The organism is Aliiglaciecola sp. LCG003 (assembly GCF_030316135.1).
In the GTDB taxonomy this organism is placed as follows: Bacteria; Pseudomonadota; Gammaproteobacteria; order Enterobacterales; family Alteromonadaceae; genus Aliiglaciecola.
Genome location: NZ_CP128185.1, coordinates 1,720,547 through 1,737,635, shown reverse-complemented (window position 1 = coordinate 1,737,635; position 17,089 = coordinate 1,720,547). Strand labels below are relative to the sequence as shown.

The following is a 17,089-nucleotide window of genomic DNA, read 5'->3' as shown; positions in this document are numbered from 1 at the left end:
TAACGAACAATTCAGCTAAAGTTCAGATTCTCTCACCTAAGATGGCATCTAGTCTTAACAAGGAGAGATGTCATGCACAAACTTAAACTGATTAGCTTTGCTGTTATTGCCCTAGGATTATCAACTGGCAGTGCGATTGCTCAAAGCTACTATGATTACGCTAAAGTGGTAAAGGCAAAACCAGTCTACCATTATGTTTATGTGTCTCAGCCTCAGCAGCAATGTTATCCCATTGAACGTAGAAGCCGACATGCTAATAGACACTCTGGCCACCGGACCGGCTCGACTCTTACGGGCGCGGTAATTGGTGGTGCAATCGGCAATATCATTGGAGATAACCGTGCCAGTACAGTTGCTGGTGCCCTTGTCGGTGGAATAATCGGCAGCAGCGGCTACCATGACCATCACAATAGCCAAATAGTCGAACGTTGCGAGACAGTTTACCAGTCAAATAAAAAAGTAAGAAAAATCAAAGGATATGACGTAAAATACCGCTATCACGGTGAGGCTTATGAAACCTTTATGCAGCATCATCCTGGTGACAAAATTAAGGTACGTGTTAGAGTTCCACCTCTTGGGTAGAAATCATCAGATTTGATTACAAACGCCAATTTAATTTTTGGGACAGAATTTTGATTATGCAGGCTAAATGGGCTTTACATGTTTTCTTATTACTGCTGACATTGCTATTTGCAGGCCAGGTGTCTGCTCAAAATAACGGTAATGCAGAAATCGACAAAGCACAAGCCGTGCAAAAGGCCCAACAACAAGCCAAAGGTAGAGTGTTGAGGGTGGATCAAAGTAAAACAAAATACAAAGTTAAAGTGTTACAAAAGTCCGGACGGGTGGTCACTGTTGATGTTGATAAGCGTTCAGGGCAAGTAACCAAACAACGTAGTAAGGATAAATAATGCGTATTTTGGTGGTAGAGGATGACAGTCGCTTACTCACCCAACTAGATCAACTATTGCAGCATAATGGCTACAGTGTTGATTTAGCAGATGACGGAAAAAAGGCTAGCTATTTCCTCAATGAATACCCTTATGACTTGGCAATAATTGATATTGGCCTGCCCATTATGGACGGTTTTGAGGTGATTCAGCAAGCGCGAAAAAACAAGGTAACCTGCCCAATACTCATTCTTACCGCCCGCGATCGCTGGCAAGAAAAAGTTGAAGGATTAGAGGCAGGCGCTGACGATTACCTCACTAAACCCTTCCATAATGAAGAATTGCTGGCGCGGGCTAAAGCCCTTATTCGTCGAGCAGCAGGACAAGCCAATCCGTTGATTGAAAAAGGACCCATAGTATTAGATACCACAGCTGAAGAGGTAACTGTGTCGGGTAATCCGCTAGATCTCACCGCATACGAATATAAAGTGTTGGAGTATTTGCTGCTCAATCCGCAAAAAATCGTGTCAAAAACTGAATTAACCGAGCACATTTACGATCAAGATTTTGATTTAGATAGCAATGTTATTGAAGTCTTTGTTGGACGCTTACGCAAGAAGCTTGATCCTGATGGGCATTTCAAGCCCATCGAAACATTAAGGGGCCGAGGCTACCGAATTAATCGAGAACTATGATCAAGTTATCGCTACGCTTACGCAGTTTTGCCGCCACCCTAGTGGCACTTTTGCTTTTCATTCCTTTAACTGTCATTACCCTAGAACAGGCTTATACCAATAGTCTTAGTCAATCTATGCTTGAGCAACTTAGAGTGCAGAGTCTAACCCTGATAGCAGAGTTCGAAATGATCGATGGGCAACCTGACATGCCTGAACAATTATTCAACGACAGATTAAATATACCCGGCTCAGGCTTATATGCATTTATTAAAATCGATGGGGAAACCGTCTGGCAATCCTTGTCTACGTTAAATTGGATCCAACAGCCTGAGCTGAAGGTAGCAGATATTGGCCAAGAGGTGTTTATTCAAAATTACCATTTGGTGTCGGACTATTTTTTGTTTTCATATACCGCAGAATTTGAAAAAAAACACGACTTTGTCCCCGTCAGTTTCTTTATCATTCAAGATAAGCGTATGTTTGATAAAGAACGTCAAACTTTCGCTAATACATTATGGTACTGGTTGGGCTTCATAGGCTTATTATTGTTGATACTGTTATTGATCAGTATGAATATGGCGCTAAGCCCAATCAATACCTTGATTGAGCAAATCAAACAAGCCGAACAAGGCCAAATCGAGCGGATTACTAATCCCTACCCTCCAGAACTAGAAAAACTAAAAAGCAGTATTAATCACCTACTTAATACCGAGCAACAGCAACGAAGTCGCTACAAAAACAGTTTGAGTGATTTAGCTCATAGCCTAAAAACGCCATTAGCAGTATTGCTAGGCAATGAACAACTGCCCAAATCCACCCTAGAGCCGCTGAAGCAGATTGACAACATTATTCAACGGCAACTGAAACGGGCTGTAGCGGGCACTGGCAGCGGCTGGGAACAGGCTATTGAGGTCGCACCTATTGTAGCTAAACTACACAATGCGATGCTCAAGGTCCATGCGGCTAAGGCGTTACATTTATCCGTGGGTGTCGCTGAGGGCTGTGCATTTCACGGCGACAAGACAGACCTTATGGAGATGCTTGGAAACTTACTAGATAACGCCTGCAAAGCAGCTACCCATAAGGTTTCAATTAACGCTAGCCAGACAAATTTGCTTCTGCGCATCGTGATTGATGATGACGGTCCGGGCATAGCCCCAGAGCATCGAGAAGCCTTGTTACAACGAGGCACTCGCTTGGACAGTTACATTGAAGGCCAAGGTATAGGCTTGGCATTGGTGACAGATTTGGTCAGCGCCTACAACGGCAGCTTGACTATTGCCAACTCCCCCCTTGGCGGCGCTTCAATAGCACTCACCTTCCCGGTTCACCAAGGCTAATACTGAGGCGCTTCCCCTGAACGAGGCAAACGCTTGCTATTGTATTGCCCTTAGGCATCTTGACGGGCTTCGACGTTGTCTTCACTATCAAGTAGTAATGCGATCCATTGAGTATCTTGATTCGACTCCAAGGCAATTTTGACGATCATGGTAAGTGGTACCGACAGCAACATTCCCACTGTCCCCAACAACCATCCCCAAAAAATCAATGATAAAAACACGACTAAGGTCGACAGACCTAAACCACGGCCCATAAATCTAGGCTCTATCACATTACCCATAACAGTATTACTGACCACATAGCCTAATGCTACTAACCCAGCAATTCCAGGACCTAATTGTACAAAAGCCAATAAAACCGCAGGCACGGCAGCGATAATAGAACCAATATTGGGAATAAAATTGAGTAAAAAAGCTAAAACTGCCCACAATAGGAAATGATCAACACCAAGGAAATACAACCACAGCCCTATAACTCCCCCAGTGGCTATACTCACAACGGTTTTGATGACTAAATAATTTTTAACTGAAAGTAAAAACTTATCCACTTGGCGGATTTTCATCGACGGATCATCCAGCGCAATATGGATTTTTTTAGGCACGGATTCAGCCTCAAATAACATAAATACTACGGTTAATAATATCAGTAGAAAATTGGTTAAAACTCCACCAAGACTGGTAAGAAGATTAGTCGCCATATTCATTGCAATAGCCGGATCTAAATAGGAAACTAACAATTCACTGTTTACTTCAATGTTAAAAGTGCTTTCTAATTTTGTGGTCACCCAAACCAATTCTCCGCTTAATTGTTGCTTATAATTGGGCAGATTTTGGCGAAATTCAGCCATAGAGTTACCCACAAGACCTGCTAACATGAATCCAAATATTACAATTAACAGTATTACTGATATAACAGATAGCCAACGAGGGATTTTATAACGGCTGGCCCAATTTATAATCGGGTTGCATGCCATAGCGATAAAGACTGATAACAAGAAGGGAACAACGATAGCGCTAGCAGCTTTAATGCCCGCAAGCACTATAACCAAACTGGCTAAGACCAGTAAGGCTTTCACCGCAGTTGGTGACTTAATTTCCATATAGTATATTCACAAATTTGAACAACAACAAAGTGACAAATTAACAGAAATGTAAGCCAATGAAAACTAACCAACAACACAGTTTACTTACTAAAATTAAGGGAATGCTATAAATGAAGTTGAATTCAGCCACCATACGTATCAAAAACCTGCGATTGCGCACTTATATCGGCATAAATGAAGATGAAATACTTAATAAGCAAGACGTAGTGGTCAATGTGAAAATCACCTACAACGCAAGTCATGCAACCGACTCAGATGATATGCAAGATGCTCTAAATTACAAAACAATCACTAAGCGGATCATTAAATTAGTAGAAGATAATCGCTTTTCGCTACTTGAAAAACTTACCTCCGATGTGCTGGCAATTGCCGCTGAACATCCTTGGGTAACCTATGCAGAAGCCGAAGTTGATAAACCCCACGCACTGCGCTTTTCTGATTCAGTGTCCTTGTGTCTTTCTTGCTCAAAAGAGTAAATTAAAACATGTTGAACATACTTATTACCGGAGGAACCGGTTTAATCGGCTCTACATTAATTCCAAGATTGTTAACTCACAATCATACTATCACCGTCCTCACACGTTCGTTGGAATCGGCTAAGGCCCAATTGCCTGAAGGCATCGCACTTATCAAAGACTTGAGCCAGCTTGAGAACCTTGATGAATATCAGGCAGTGATCAATCTTGCCGGTGAGCCCATTGTCAATAAACGCTGGAGTGATTCACAAAAGCGCAAACTAGAGCAAAGTCGTTGGAGTATTACCGAAGAATTAGTGACTTTGATAAACGCCAGTGAAAGTCCTCCCGAGGTATTTATAAGCGGCTCCGCCGTTGGTTTTTACGGTAGACAAGATCAAACCCCTATTGATGAGACATTCTCTGCGCCTTATGACGAGTTTAGCCATAGGCTATGTAAGACTTGGGAAGATATCGCCCTAAGAGCTCAAGCCTCTAGCCGGGTATGTATATTGCGAACAGGGATAGTACTCGCCAGCAATGGCGGCGCTTTAAATAAGATGGTATTACCGTTTAAATTTGGCTTGGGCGGGCCTATCGGATCAGGAGAGCATTATATGTCTTGGATCCACATTGACGATATGGTGGATGGCATACTGTTTCTACTGGAACACCAAAAATGTAAAGGGGTGTATAACTTTACGGCTCCAGTCCCTGTAACCAACAAGCAATTTTCCTATGCATTGGCCAGTGCGATCAACCGCCCCAGCGTGATTTCTACTCCGCCAATAATATTGAAACTACTGATGGGTGAAATGGCCGACTTGTTGATTTACGGGCAGAATGTGTTGCCTACTCGATTAACCGAGGATGGTTTTACATTTATTTATAACGATATTGACGATGCATTAAATAGCCTAGCGCTTTGAGCTAGGCTATTAAGTTTTACATTTCCAACTAGCGTGCTTATACCATTTTACGTAGTAATTGACTGGTATTGAGAGTTAACAAACGCCAACACCCTGCCGCACCCAGTATGCCCACCACAGTGGCACCCACTAGCGGCGCTAGCAGCCAATATTCTAAGTGAATTTTGGCCTCCATCTGGAAGACTTGAGTCTGCAACAAATATAAGGTTAGTTCGTTAGCAAAAGCGGCCATGGCACCGGCTACCCCCCCTATAATAACAAACTCGTATATCACACTAGCTCGGATCATACTGCCCTTGGCGCCCAGTGTGCGAAGGATGGCCAACTCCTGTTGCCGCTCATCCATACTAGCTTGCACTTGTGCAATCAGTACCAGAGCTCCAGCGATCAGCACCAACACTAAGATAAACTCAACAGCTAAGGACACTTGATCGACAATTTCTCGTAATTGATTAATTCGTGCATCCACATCAAACAAGGTCACGCTGGCGAAAGGTCGCATCAATTCGGCAATCTGCGCTTTTTGTTCTGTGGGTAAATGAAAACTAGTGATATAGGTGGGTAGATACGATGCCATCACCTCTGGCTGCAACACGAAAAAGAAATTAGGTTGCATGCTTTGCCAATTTACCTCGCGCATACTGGTCACTTTTACATCGACTACCTCACTACCAATATTGAAGGTTAAAGTATCACCAAGCGCTATGCCTAAACGTTCGGCTAATCGCTCTTCCACAGACACGCCGTAAGGCTCAGCGGGAGGTCCGTCTTTAAACCATTCACCCTGAACAATACGATTCTCATTTTGAAGGGTATCGCTCCATGTGAGATTCGCTTCCCGACCTAGACCATTGCGCCCCTGATCTTGCTGATCTTCGTCTTCTTTACTTACCGCGGTGCGGATCTTGTCACTGTTTATCGCCACAAAGCGTGCCCGCACGACTGGGAAGAATGTTCCGGTCTCTACCCCATCTTCTTGGAAGTGACTAATTAAATCTGGTTTTTGTTGTTCAGTGATATTGGTTAGAAAATAATTAGGCGTGCCTTGGGGCAGTTGATCTCGCCATTGAGACACCATGTCATTGCGCATCACTAACACCACTAATAACAACATGATAGTGATGGAAAAGCTGATGAGCTGAACACTGTTATCCATGGCGCGACGTTTTATCCGCGCCCAAGCAAGCTGCCAAGCTCCCATTTTACCCTGACCTAACTTGCGCCCGACCCCAATCAGAAGGTAAGTTATTAGCAATAACGCGGCCACCAAGATGATCCCTGACACAAACAGGATCAAGCTTATTTTGAGATTCTGACTATACGCCCACATAAGTAATAAAATGGCCGATCCGGTTGCGCCAAATTGCACCAGGCGAGAACTCATATTCGCGCCTAAATCTCGTCGTAGCACCCTCAGAGGCGGGACGGAGAACAGTTTTAGTAAGGGATATAAGGAGAACAGCACAGCGCACACTACTCCCGTAAAAATGGCGATTAACAGTGGACGCCAATGCCAAACATCCATCGATACGGTCACTTGATCTGCTATTGCAGTTACCACCAGTTGTTGAATTATCAAGCCCGCTATCGTGCCAAGCACGATACCCAATAGGGTGATAAATGAAATTTGATAGAGATAAACTCGTTGCACCATTTGTTTACTCGCGCCCAAGGTTTTCATTATGGCAACAGGATCATAATGACGTTGGCTGTAGCGCTGAGCTGCAACCGCTATAGAAACAGCGGCGAGCACAATGGCAAGTAAACTAGCGAGTAAAAAATATTGTTCTGCTTTTCCCACAGAGCGCCCTATGGGTGAATCATCATCCTCGACAGACATCCACTTATGTAATTCCCTATCAAGTTTTGGTTGTAGCCAGTCATAATACTGGTTTAGTACACTAGTATCCCCGACGAAAAAGTAGGTATAGGTGACGCGGCTGCCTGGACCAGTAATATTGGTGGCAGCTAGATCTGCAAAATTTATAAGGACCTTAGGATTACCGCCAAATACGCTAAAGCCTGAGTCGGGTACGGAAGTGATCACCTTGGTGAGTTTAAATGCCTGGTCACCCACTTCAATTTCATCACCAATCGACAGACCCAGAGTTTGAAATAGCCGAGACTCCGCCCATGCTTCACCCCTTGCAGGTAATTCTTTACTAGCTTGACCTAAATCAAAGAGTTGTAAGGATACCTTCAACTCACCTTTAAGTGGATAACCTTGATCTGCTGCTCTAAGACTGGTCAGTGTCATTTGTTGGTTAGCAAACACCATTGAGCGAGCATAAACTTGCTGAGTGGTTTGTAATCCCATTTGTTGGGCTTTTTCAATCCAACTAGGATCAACGGGCTTGTCAGCATCAAGTAATCTGTCGGCAGCTATAAATTCAGCAGTTTGGTCAGTCAGCGCCCCTTGTAATCGTTCACTAAATAGTGAAAGAGATAGCACAGATGCAACCGACAGTATGATGGCGAACAAAATGATAGTTAACTCACCTCGTTTAGCCTCGTGTTTGAATAATCGCCAAGCAAGATTAAATGCATTATTCATCTTTAGCCAACCTGTTGTTTTGCTGGAGTCGTTTCATCGGTAAGATCATCCGAGGCTGTAATTTCCTGTAAACTCCCGGCCTGCATCTGTAACTGTCGCTGACATTTTTTAGCTAGATTAGCATCGTGAGTGACTAGAACTAATGTAGTGTCTGAGTCACGATTCAAGTCGAACAGCAGTTCTTCAACCTTATGGCTATTTGCCGCGTCTAAATTACCGGTAGGTTCATCGGCAAACAAAATCTTTGGTTTAGTGATAAAGGCGCGAGCAATCGCTACTCGTTGCTGCTCCCCACCAGACAATTGGTTGGGATAATGACTGCCGCGATGGCCTAAGCCAACTTGCTCAAGGATTTGCTGACCTAAAGCTTTAGCGTTGTCTAATCCAGCAATTTCTGCCGGAAGCATAATATTTTCTAAGGCGGTTAAACTCTGCACCAACATGAAACTTTGGAAAATGAAACCCACTTTTTCACCTCTCAAGCGAGCACGTTGTTCCTCATTCATGCCGTGTAAATTGGCACCATCAAGGTAGATTTCACCGCCGCTGACTTGGTCTAAGCCGGCCAACAAACTTAACAAAGTTGATTTGCCGGAGCCGGACGCACCCACAATGGCAACCGACTCACCCGCCTTGACTTTAAAGCTAATTGGTTGAAGGATCTGAAGTTCACCTTCATTCGTATTCACTATTTTGGTGATCTGTTTGGTTTCTATCATTATTTCAGGAGTCGTTGTCATAGTGTACTTATGGTTTAAAGAAGACGTTAGCCGTCTGTTAAAAGTAATCATGCTGTTTATACCGCTGTTGGTCTTTTCAGATCACTTAGCTGCGGAACAATCTGAGCAATCTGAGCAATCTGAGCCGACCAAAATGCTAGTGCTGGGTGATAGCCTAAGCGCTGCATACGGGTTAAAACAAGAACAAGGTTGGGTTAGTTTGTTACAAAATGCGTGGCAAGACCAGCGTATAATCGTTGTAAACGCCGCAATTAGCGGTGAAACCACCGATGGGGGCTTAGCCAGACTGCCACGGCTATTGGCTCAACACAGTCCCACTCACTTATATATTGAATTAGGCGGAAATGACGGACTTCAAGGCCACCCGGTAAATAAGATGCGAGAAAACCTTCAGGCGATGATAGACCTTGCAAAGCAACAAAACGTAGCGGTAATTGTGCAGCAAATGCAAATACCGACAAACTATGGTCGCCGATACAACCAAATGTTTACTGGTATGTATCAAGCGCTAGCGAGTGATAATCAACTGCCGTTGATTCCGTTTTTCATGCAAGATATTGCCTTGGACAACGCCTTAATGCAAAGGGATGGTATACACCCGAATCTGGATGCTCAACCAATCATTGCGAACTTTATGCAACAACAGTTGAGTAAAATTTTAATCGAATAATCGCATAGCGTATTTTTCTGTACTATGCTTAACAAACACGATTATTTATCAATAACATTCAACCAGAGGTTCAGTGAAATGGAAATAGGTTCTTCAACCAGCAGCGCTGCTGCACAAGCCGCACCTCAGCAGCAAGCCCGTCAAGTTGAAACACAACAGCGACAGGCTGAATTAGAGTCACCTAGCCAACAACAACCGGCAGCTGAAAATAATCCATCCGCAGATAGCCGAGTGGGCTCGCAGATCAATACGCAAGCGTAACTGGTTTATTAAGCGCCAAGGTTAATATAAAAAACCGAGCTGAAGCTCGGTTTTTTTGTTAGCCGGAGAGGGATCTAAGGATGGCGATATTGCACACTCTTACGGGCCTTAGCGTCTTTGTTGTTAGGTAAGTAACGGTCCCTTAGTTTTGTTTGCCTTGACGTCATCTCAATCGCTTCACCAGCAATAAAGACGTGCTCAGCTACCTCGGTCACCTCGAGTGGATCCCCTGACCAGATGACGATATCAGCTTGCATACCAGGCTCAATTTTTCCTATACGGTCATCCACTGCATAGATTTTTGCAGGATTAACCGTTAAAGCAGCCAAACCAGCCTCCCAAGGCAAGCCGTGAGACACTGCGTTTCCAGCATGCTGCTTCGCTAATCGAATATTGTGGGTATTCATGCCAATCGCCACAGTTACACCCGCTTTGTGTAAACGACCCGCATTTTGCAGGGTCGCTGCCAATTGATCGAATTCGTAAGGTAAATTCGACTCTGGATTGAGGATCACTGCGATACCCGCCTCAGCCAATTGGGCTGCAACTTGCCAGCCCTCTGTGGCTTTGAGTAGAACTACCTTTAAGTTCGGATGACGCTTGTTAAATTCTATTACCTGTAAGATATCCGCAGCGCGATGCGCTTCAATCATTAGCGGGACTTTCCCGGAGATGACCCCTTGCAAGGCTTTCACATCGGCAATAGTGCTGACGCCATGCCAGTCGCTTTGCGGCGTAAAGGTTTTACCTTGCGCAAATTCAGCCTCAGCTAAACTTTGCTCCAATGTGACCCATAGAGCTGCTCGGCTTCCACCAGTATCATCGGCTCCATCATTTCCAACCGAAGTGGAAATAAACGCAGCGCGCTTGAGGACCGGATCGGCTTGCTCGGCAAGAGATATGATGGCACCTTGACCTTGAAATAGGGTGTTCGTTCTAGCCATACTAGTCGCTGCAGAGGTAATGCCGTCGAGCCGCGATACACCCACCGCTGAGCTATGAATATTTACGGCATAAGAGACATCCAGTGCAGCACCTGTACTGGAAATGGCGGATAGTTCATAGCTACTATCCACGGTTCCAGCAGATGAGCTAACTTCCACTAAGCCTAAAGAAGTATATGCACCAATCAAACCAGGCGTCACTACCTTCCCTGCTCCATCAATCACCTCGTAATCAATCAACGGGGGAGCTTGGGTTAATACGCTCTGAATTTTTCCGTCACGAATTAGCACAGTCGCGTTTTCCAATGAGCCTTTATCACCCATGGTGTGAACGGTTGTGTTTACTATCGCAATGTTTTTAGCTAATAAAGTATGAGGTAGCAGCACGGCAAATGACAGCGTCACAACTCCTATAAAATTTTTCATTTGCTGTCTCCTTCACCGGGTTGGCCTAACTCAAAATCACTTATGGGTATACTACTAGGATCTTCACGATCATAGGCCAAAGCACCATCTATGTAGACCTTGAGTGCTTTTGAATAAGTTGAGAATGGATCAGCACTCCACAATACCACATCTGCATTTTTGCCGACTTCTAGGGAGCCGGTATGCTCAAAAATACCCAGTGACTTAGCCGGATTAGCCGATAACCATTGCCACGCATCAGCCTGAGAAATATCCAATCCAACACGCCTTCCGTCAGCCCATGCTTTGGCGGCTTCTTGATTTAAACGTTGAATGCCTTGATCACTGTCGGAATGGACAATTGCGCAAGCACCAGCGGTATGCACCATTGGAATGTTTTCTTTGATACCGTCATAAGCTTCCATTTTGAAGCCCCACCAGTCAGCCCACATAGAGGAACACACGTTATTCTGTGCTAATTTATCCGCAATCTTGTACGACTCGACAGCATGATGAAATGAGCCAATTTGATAGTTAAACTCTTTCATCACATCCATCATCGTGCCCATATCGTCAGCGCGATAACAATGCATATGAACAATGATTTCTCCGTCTAAAACACCTGCCAAGGTATCGAGCTTTAGATCCCGTTGCGGTATTTTGGGATCTTTCCCCGCATCATATTCACGATAATAGCGATCCCACTTATGTTTGTAATCTTGCGCATCAGCCCATGCTTGGCGATAGCCGGCAACATTACCCATTCGGGTACCTGGACCGCCTTTTTCTCCGTACACTCTTTTAGGATTTTCACCGCAGGCCATTTTCAGACCATAGGGTGCCCCTGGGAATTTCATATCTTGGACTGTACGATTCGGAACATTTTTAACCGTCACTCCTCGACCACCGACTAAATTCGCGGAGCCTGGCAGTATTTGCATACTGGTCACGCCGCCAGCCAAAGCACGGCTAAAACCGGGATCTTGCGGCCAAATCGAATGTTCTGCCCAGACTTGTGCGGTGACAGGGTTGGTCATCTCATTGCCATCAGAATGAGATGCGGTGTCTGGCGTAGCGTAAACGCCCAAATGACTATGGACATCTATAATTCCAGGCGTCAACCATTGATCTTGTCCGTCTACGACTACTGCATTCTCTGGTACATCTAATGATTTACCAATGGCCTTTATTTTACCATCGCTTAGCAATACAGCTCCGCCTTGGATAAAACCACCGATACCATCTAAAATATTTACATTAGTGATGAATGTGGGCTGACTTGCCATTGGTTGATAAGTGCTTGGAAATGGATTTTTTCCGATTTTAACTAGAGGTGCTTTTTCTGGCTGCTCTTCGTTGCCACAGCCTACCAAAAACAGTGCTCCTATCGCGCTCAGTAAAAGCGTCGCGTTGGTTGTGTTGAATTTCATTGTTCCCTGCCGTATTTGTTATATTTTTTTAGACGCAAGCTTGTTAGCTTAGTCTAATAGTGCAAAATTCAGCAAATAGTTGAAAGGATTTTACGATTAATTACCTGCTCACTCGATAGAATTCAAAAAGACTGTCACAAAACAGATGTGCAACACCTTAAACTATTATTTTTTTAACACAGCGACAATTTCATCTGCACTTTTCAGTCTACAAATTTTATCGAACATCTGATCGGCTTCTACATAGTGACGACGTAAATAACCAAACCACTGTTTAATTCTATTCGGATAATAACGACCTTTATCGCCGAATATTTCATAACCTGAATAGTCAACCAACAACAATTTTAATTGAGCCCACGTCATGGGGGACGCTTGCTCTTTGATCACTTGCGCTAAATTAGGCAGGGCTAATGCGCCACGGCCAAGCATAATGTCGTCGCATTGCGACTGTTGCTGACACAAGATGGCATCTTCGGCACTCCAAATTTCGCCGTTAGCAATGATTGGTATTTGTGTCTGTTGTTTGATTTTGGCTATCCAATCCCAATAAGCAGGCGGTTTATAACCTTCTACTTTGGTGCGAGCATGGATGACTAAACTATCTGCTCCAGCAGATTCAATAGCCAATGCGTTTTCAATTGCCAAGGATTTATCTTCGAAACCCAGACGCATTTTCGCGGTGACTTGATGCTGTTTTGGAACCGATTTTCTAACCGCAGACACTATACTGAATAAGGCATCCGGCTCTTTGAGTAACACCGCTCCACCTTTACTTTTGTTGACTGTTTTAGCCGGACATCCAAAATTCAGATCAACACCATGAGAGCCTAATTCAACGGCTCTAACGGCATTTTCAGCTAAACAATCTGGCTCTTGTCCTAATAACTGCACTTTTACCGGCACGCCAGAGGGGGTTAGCCCATTATGATGAAGCTCTGGGCATAAACGATAATAAACCTTTTCCGGTAACAACTGATCAACCACTCGGATAAATTCCGTCACACACAGATCAAAACCTCCTACGCGAGTAAGCATATCGCGCATCAAGTGATCAACAACACCTTCCATTGGGGCGAGGACAATTTTCATACTGTAGCAATGACCAATTTATCAGCTAAAAATACGGGGGCGAATTGTAGCAAACCTTATTGCTGTTGAGAGGACTTATTGCGGGTATTTTTACGTAATTCTGCAGCTTTCATAATTTGCTGTTGTTGATTAAAAGAAGCATTACTCCAACGTAATATTTCATCAATGGAACGAAAACAGCCAACGCATATATCCTGCCGATCAAGACAGCAATTGCGAATACACGGAGATGGAATTGATTTATCTATAGGTAAAACGCTCACTACGTATCCTCTTGCAAAACATTGACGTGCTCAACAAACTGTTGAATTCGTTTTTTGAATATCCAGTATTGACCCTTTCCTGTGATAAAGGACGGTGCTGCAGGCCCACACCTTCACGCAATGCGACCAAAGGTCTCACTGGTCGAAGCTCAAATCCGCCACCACAATTGGGACATATATTTTTTAAAAAATATATCCACACACGCCTAGCAAAATGTGCACTCATAGCTACAAATCATTGCCTCACAGCTCTTCGCAGCTAAATCTTTATCACACAACTCATAATTTGATGTAAGTAATAACATCGCCTGTCCTACCCACTTAGTATAGCGGCTAAACATCGCTTTCCTCATCATGCCAGGCAAACTTAAAAGGATTAAACTCGCGCTCAAGAGACGGCTTTATGATCTGAAAGTAAGGTGAAATATCAAAATCTCTAGGCACAAACAAGGTATGGTGACGGACCTGAAAAAACACTTCTATTTTTCCCGGTGCCTCAAGATCTGCACACATGGCCTCAGGCAATATGGGATATTTAATACGATGAAAAGCCTGTGCAACCAATGATGAACAAATAGCTCGAGTTGGGTCGCCACTACCGAGCGATAGCATGTTACGCCTCCACCTGACAGGTACAGGTGGGGTTTGGATTAAATACCGCGCTAGATCAAATACGTTCTTAGTATCATATTGATGACCTAATTGACTTTTGGCATGTTCAACGACGACATCGATGTCATCAGATTGCAACCCTACTGGGCGACAAATGCGGGTGTCCTGATTTGCATATTCACTTAATGGAATAATCCTGACACCTTCGACCACATCAGCTTCCAATAACAAGACTTTAGCCATATCAGGGGTTTCGCAACCATATTGATCTGCTATACATAACGCCGCATGTGACCATGTAGATTGGGTCAGGTATTTGATAGCTTGACTTACCCGACTCACTCCATCGACTAGCAGTACATCACCTTTTTTAATGGTATGCAGCAACGCATCAGGACTACAAGTTGAACGACTGCGATATCCACCGCTTGGTTTTTGTAGATACAGCGCTATTCGCTCTCCCAGCCAACTAAGGGGATTCATTGTTCAATTCCATACTATTTTATAATTACTGTATTACGAAAAAGCCCGCAATCACAATCAGTATTGTCAATTAGACCATGATCTTACTAATTCCCAAAACGTAAAAATCCCGTTGGTGTTTTCGTAAGACGTACCTGTCCCTGTATGTCATGAATATAAAGTGACACTGACCCTGAGGGATCCCCACGAATATTCAATCATTAAAATTGTCTGCTATCATAGTTCTGATATTTAATACCGCAGTTTCAAATTGCTCGCTGAGCAATTTGAAATGCTTATCTACGAAGCCTCTCAATCCTAAATAGTGAAACGATAATACTCGTCTAACCTTAACTGTGTTCGCTTGATAGCGACGGTGTAAACCAGCCGTGAACATTGCTAGACCTATAATGTTGGCCAGAATACTGGCAAGTGTAGCGATAAGGATGAGTACTGCAATGCGGTGTATACATCGGCTTTTATGGTGTTCAAAACCCAATCCAAATAAACTGCTTTTGATATCTCTAAACTCTTCTTCAATTTGCATACGCAGTCGATAAATAGCGACTATTTTTTTACCTAAACTTTTGGTGCGAGGAAGTGATGTGGCAATTAACCAAGGGTCTGTAGCACCTCTTGCATGGACCTTGGAACACTTAGATTGGCGGGCAATGTTATGTTGCGTTAAGCTATGTCGGCCTTTGCTTTTTCCTTTAAATAACACCAAGGTACATGCTAAAGGTTGGCTGCGGCAAATATGGCTAGTAAACCCTATAGGTTGACTGGTAGCTCGCTTATATAACTCAGAGGTATGCTCCCAGTCTTCTTTTTGATTAACATACATCATAGGCTTGCGGACTCTTCCTGCAAAGTCCCACCCCAGAGCAATGACCTCTTTAAACCAAGGGGTTTTATAGCCAGCATCTGTCACAATTATCGGTTTAGCATCGTCATCGATAATCGTCTTTAATTTTGCTAAAAACGCCTTGTGCGTGCACCGTTTTTCTTTCGTGCTCATATCATGAACTTCTTGATAAATAGCCACTCCTCGGCCATTAAAAGCTACCGAAGCCCTTAGCAAAAAACAGCCTTTATGCGTATCTAAGTCAGACCAGTCAATCAGAATAATAGGGCGTGATGAAGCATTCGTATATTGCGTATAGATGGCTTGATAGATAGGTAATTGTTCATTAATAATGTGTTTATTAGACAACAAGCGGTCCGCTTGTTTAATGCGATGTTTTTCATATGCTGAAGATGAAATACCGCGTCCCATGCTGGTAACACTGGCTTTAGCTCCATTTAGCAAACTGCTCACACAACTCGTTAATGACGCTCGTCTAACTTTATGCATTTTGGGCGTGACAGCTCTAAGGAACTTCTTCAAAATAACAACTTCATTCATGGTATTGGTCTTTAGTGATGTTTGGCGATTGATCTGATCACCAAGTACCGTGAATGTTCCAAATTATTTTAAATTACTTCTCTGTTTATTTCGTGGGGATACCTCAGACACTGACCCTTTCTATTTCTGTCTATTTTAAAATCCAATATATTGAAAAAACAGAGTTTCAAGCTAGTTATATTAGACACAATGCAATAATGCCTATAATTACATATACTCTATGTGAAGAAAATTGGGCAGGTTATTTCATGAGACTAATGACATCTATTCTAATTGTATTTTTTTTAGTTCTGCACTTAAAGCGCAAGAAATCACTACCGATAGCATGATAAAAATGCTGCAACAGGGCGGTTATATCCTATATGTTCGTCACGGTGCGACAGACCATAGCCAAGCCGATAGTGACTTATCTGATTTAAGAGATTGTAGCAAACAACGTAACTTATCAGCCCAAGGGATAGTGGAGTCGCGAAAACTAGGTGAAGCTATTAGGAAATATAATATTAAGGTTGCCAAGGTATTATCAAGCCCATATTGCAGATGTGTTGATACGGCAACGTATGCATTCGAAAAGGTGGAGATTGATAGTCAACTCAGAGCAACATTTAATGAAAATGCAAAACAAACAAGTCAATTAGTCGAGTACTTGTCGGCAAAATTAAAGGAACGTCCACCCACAGGCTCAAATATTGTATTAGTCGCACACACAGCGAATCTTCGTGAGGTAACTAAAGTATGGCCAAAACCTGAAGGAGTTGTTCACATTTTTAAGCCAACCGGCGACGCTTACCGACATATTGGTAGAATAACACCCAACCAATGGCAGCAATATTTAGAGCAAGATAAAAAATAAGGAT

Annotated in this window: 19 protein-coding genes; 9 read left to right on the top strand and 10 right to left on the bottom strand. The window is 43.4% G+C overall.

Translation table 11 applies throughout. The features are described 5' to 3' along the window. The first annotated feature begins 72 nt into the window (after window positions 1–72). The 4 genes from QR722_RS07370 to QR722_RS07355 are packed head-to-tail and all read left to right on the top strand — an operon-like array spanning window position 73 to window position 2,907. A complete protein-coding gene (locus QR722_RS07370; protein ID WP_286286689.1) occupies window positions 73–582 on the top strand; it encodes a glycine zipper 2TM domain-containing protein in 510 nt (169 codons plus the stop codon). Between the two features lie 56 nt (window positions 583–638). Beyond that, window positions 639–911: a PepSY domain-containing protein gene (locus QR722_RS07365; RefSeq protein ID WP_286286687.1), complete on the top strand. Its 273-nt coding sequence runs from the start codon at window positions 639–641 to the stop codon at window positions 909–911. Then, a complete protein-coding gene (locus tag QR722_RS07360) occupies window positions 911–1,585 on the top strand; it encodes a response regulator transcription factor (RefSeq protein ID WP_286286686.1) in 675 nt (224 codons plus the stop codon). Before QR722_RS07365 ends, QR722_RS07360 begins: the two co-directional genes overlap by 1 nt. After that, on the top strand, window positions 1,582–2,907 hold the full coding sequence (locus tag QR722_RS07355; protein ID WP_286286684.1) for an ATP-binding protein: 1,326 nt from the start codon (window positions 1,582–1,584) through the stop codon (window positions 2,905–2,907). The genes QR722_RS07360 and QR722_RS07355 overlap by 4 nt, the downstream gene beginning before the upstream one ends. 50 nt (window positions 2,908–2,957) lie before the next feature. Here the strand turns inward: QR722_RS07355 and QR722_RS07350 are convergent, their stop codons facing one another. Continuing rightward, entirely contained in the window at window positions 2,958–4,007 is a 1,050-nt protein-coding gene (locus QR722_RS07350; protein ID WP_286286682.1) for an AI-2E family transporter, read from the bottom strand. A gap of 113 nt (window positions 4,008–4,120) precedes the next feature. On the opposite strand from QR722_RS07350, the gene folX reads away from it, so the two are divergent. Then, on the top strand, window positions 4,121–4,486 hold the full coding sequence (folX, locus tag QR722_RS07345; protein ID WP_286286680.1) for a dihydroneopterin triphosphate 2'-epimerase: 366 nt from the start codon (window positions 4,121–4,123) through the stop codon (window positions 4,484–4,486). Between the two features lie 11 nt (window positions 4,487–4,497). Further along, complete coding sequence (locus tag QR722_RS07340) at window positions 4,498–5,394, top strand: TIGR01777 family oxidoreductase (protein ID WP_286287602.1); 897 nt, start codon at window positions 4,498–4,500, stop codon at window positions 5,392–5,394. Window positions 5,395–5,431: 37 nt separating this feature from the next. On the opposite strand, the gene QR722_RS07335 is transcribed toward QR722_RS07340, so the two are convergent. Both QR722_RS07335 and QR722_RS07330 read right to left on the bottom strand, forming a co-directional pair. Next, a complete protein-coding gene (locus tag QR722_RS07335) occupies window positions 5,432–7,948 on the bottom strand; it encodes an ABC transporter permease (RefSeq protein ID WP_286286678.1) in 2,517 nt (838 codons plus the stop codon). 2 nt (window positions 7,949–7,950) lie between these two features. Continuing rightward, window positions 7,951–8,667: an ABC transporter ATP-binding protein gene (locus QR722_RS07330; RefSeq protein WP_286287600.1), complete on the bottom strand. Its 717-nt coding sequence runs from the start codon at window positions 8,665–8,667 to the stop codon at window positions 7,951–7,953. Window positions 8,668–8,737: 70 nt separating this feature from the next. Between QR722_RS07330 and QR722_RS07325 the strand changes: the two genes are divergently transcribed. Together QR722_RS07325 and QR722_RS07320 are read left to right on the top strand one after the other, a co-directional pair. Next, window positions 8,738–9,358 carry an arylesterase gene (locus tag QR722_RS07325; RefSeq protein WP_286287598.1) on the top strand — a complete coding sequence of 207 codons (621 nt, stop codon included), beginning with the start codon at window positions 8,738–8,740 and terminating at the stop codon, window positions 9,356–9,358. Window positions 9,359–9,436: 78 nt separating this feature from the next. Then, the gene (locus QR722_RS07320) at window positions 9,437–9,619 is read left to right on the top strand and encodes a hypothetical protein (protein WP_286286676.1); all 183 of its coding nucleotides are present in this window, start codon (window positions 9,437–9,439) and stop codon (window positions 9,617–9,619) included. Window positions 9,620–9,693: 74 nt separating this feature from the next. Here QR722_RS07320 and QR722_RS07315 read toward each other — a convergent pair whose 3' ends face one another. The 7 genes from QR722_RS07315 to QR722_RS07285 all read right to left on the bottom strand — a co-directional run bounded on the left by QR722_RS07315 (window position 9,694) and on the right by QR722_RS07285 (window position 16,232). After that, entirely contained in the window at window positions 9,694–10,989 is a 1,296-nt protein-coding gene (locus QR722_RS07315) for an amidohydrolase family protein (protein WP_286286674.1), read from the bottom strand. Then, window positions 10,986–12,398 carry an amidohydrolase gene (locus QR722_RS07310; RefSeq protein WP_286286672.1) on the bottom strand — a complete coding sequence of 471 codons (1,413 nt, stop codon included), beginning with the start codon at window positions 12,396–12,398 and terminating at the stop codon, window positions 10,986–10,988. The genes QR722_RS07315 and QR722_RS07310 overlap by 4 nt, the downstream gene beginning before the upstream one ends. A gap of 165 nt (window positions 12,399–12,563) precedes the next feature. Then, window positions 12,564–13,490, bottom strand: a complete 927-nt coding sequence (locus QR722_RS07305; RefSeq protein ID WP_286286670.1) for a tRNA-dihydrouridine synthase — start codon at window positions 13,488–13,490, stop codon at window positions 12,564–12,566. A 56-nt stretch (window positions 13,491–13,546) separates the two neighbouring features. Next, window positions 13,547–13,753: a DUF1289 domain-containing protein gene (locus QR722_RS07300; RefSeq protein ID WP_286286667.1), complete on the bottom strand. Its 207-nt coding sequence runs from the start codon at window positions 13,751–13,753 to the stop codon at window positions 13,547–13,549. A gap of 206 nt (window positions 13,754–13,959) precedes the next feature. Beyond that, window positions 13,960–14,058, bottom strand: a complete 99-nt coding sequence (locus QR722_RS07295) for a DUF1272 domain-containing protein (protein WP_286286665.1) — start codon at window positions 14,056–14,058, stop codon at window positions 13,960–13,962. A gap of 28 nt (window positions 14,059–14,086) precedes the next feature. Beyond that, window positions 14,087–14,848 (bottom strand): YiiX/YebB-like N1pC/P60 family cysteine hydrolase, encoded by a 762-nt coding sequence (locus tag QR722_RS07290; protein ID WP_286286663.1) that lies wholly within the window; start codon window positions 14,846–14,848, stop codon window positions 14,087–14,089. A gap of 193 nt (window positions 14,849–15,041) precedes the next feature. Next, complete coding sequence (locus QR722_RS07285; RefSeq protein WP_286284030.1) at window positions 15,042–16,232, bottom strand: IS4 family transposase; 1,191 nt, start codon at window positions 16,230–16,232, stop codon at window positions 15,042–15,044. Window positions 16,233–16,464: 232 nt separating this feature from the next. Between QR722_RS07285 and QR722_RS07280 the strand changes: the two genes are divergently transcribed. Continuing rightward, complete coding sequence (locus QR722_RS07280; protein ID WP_286286661.1) at window positions 16,465–17,085, top strand: histidine phosphatase family protein; 621 nt, start codon at window positions 16,465–16,467, stop codon at window positions 17,083–17,085. Window positions 17,086–17,089: the final 4 nt, after the last annotated feature.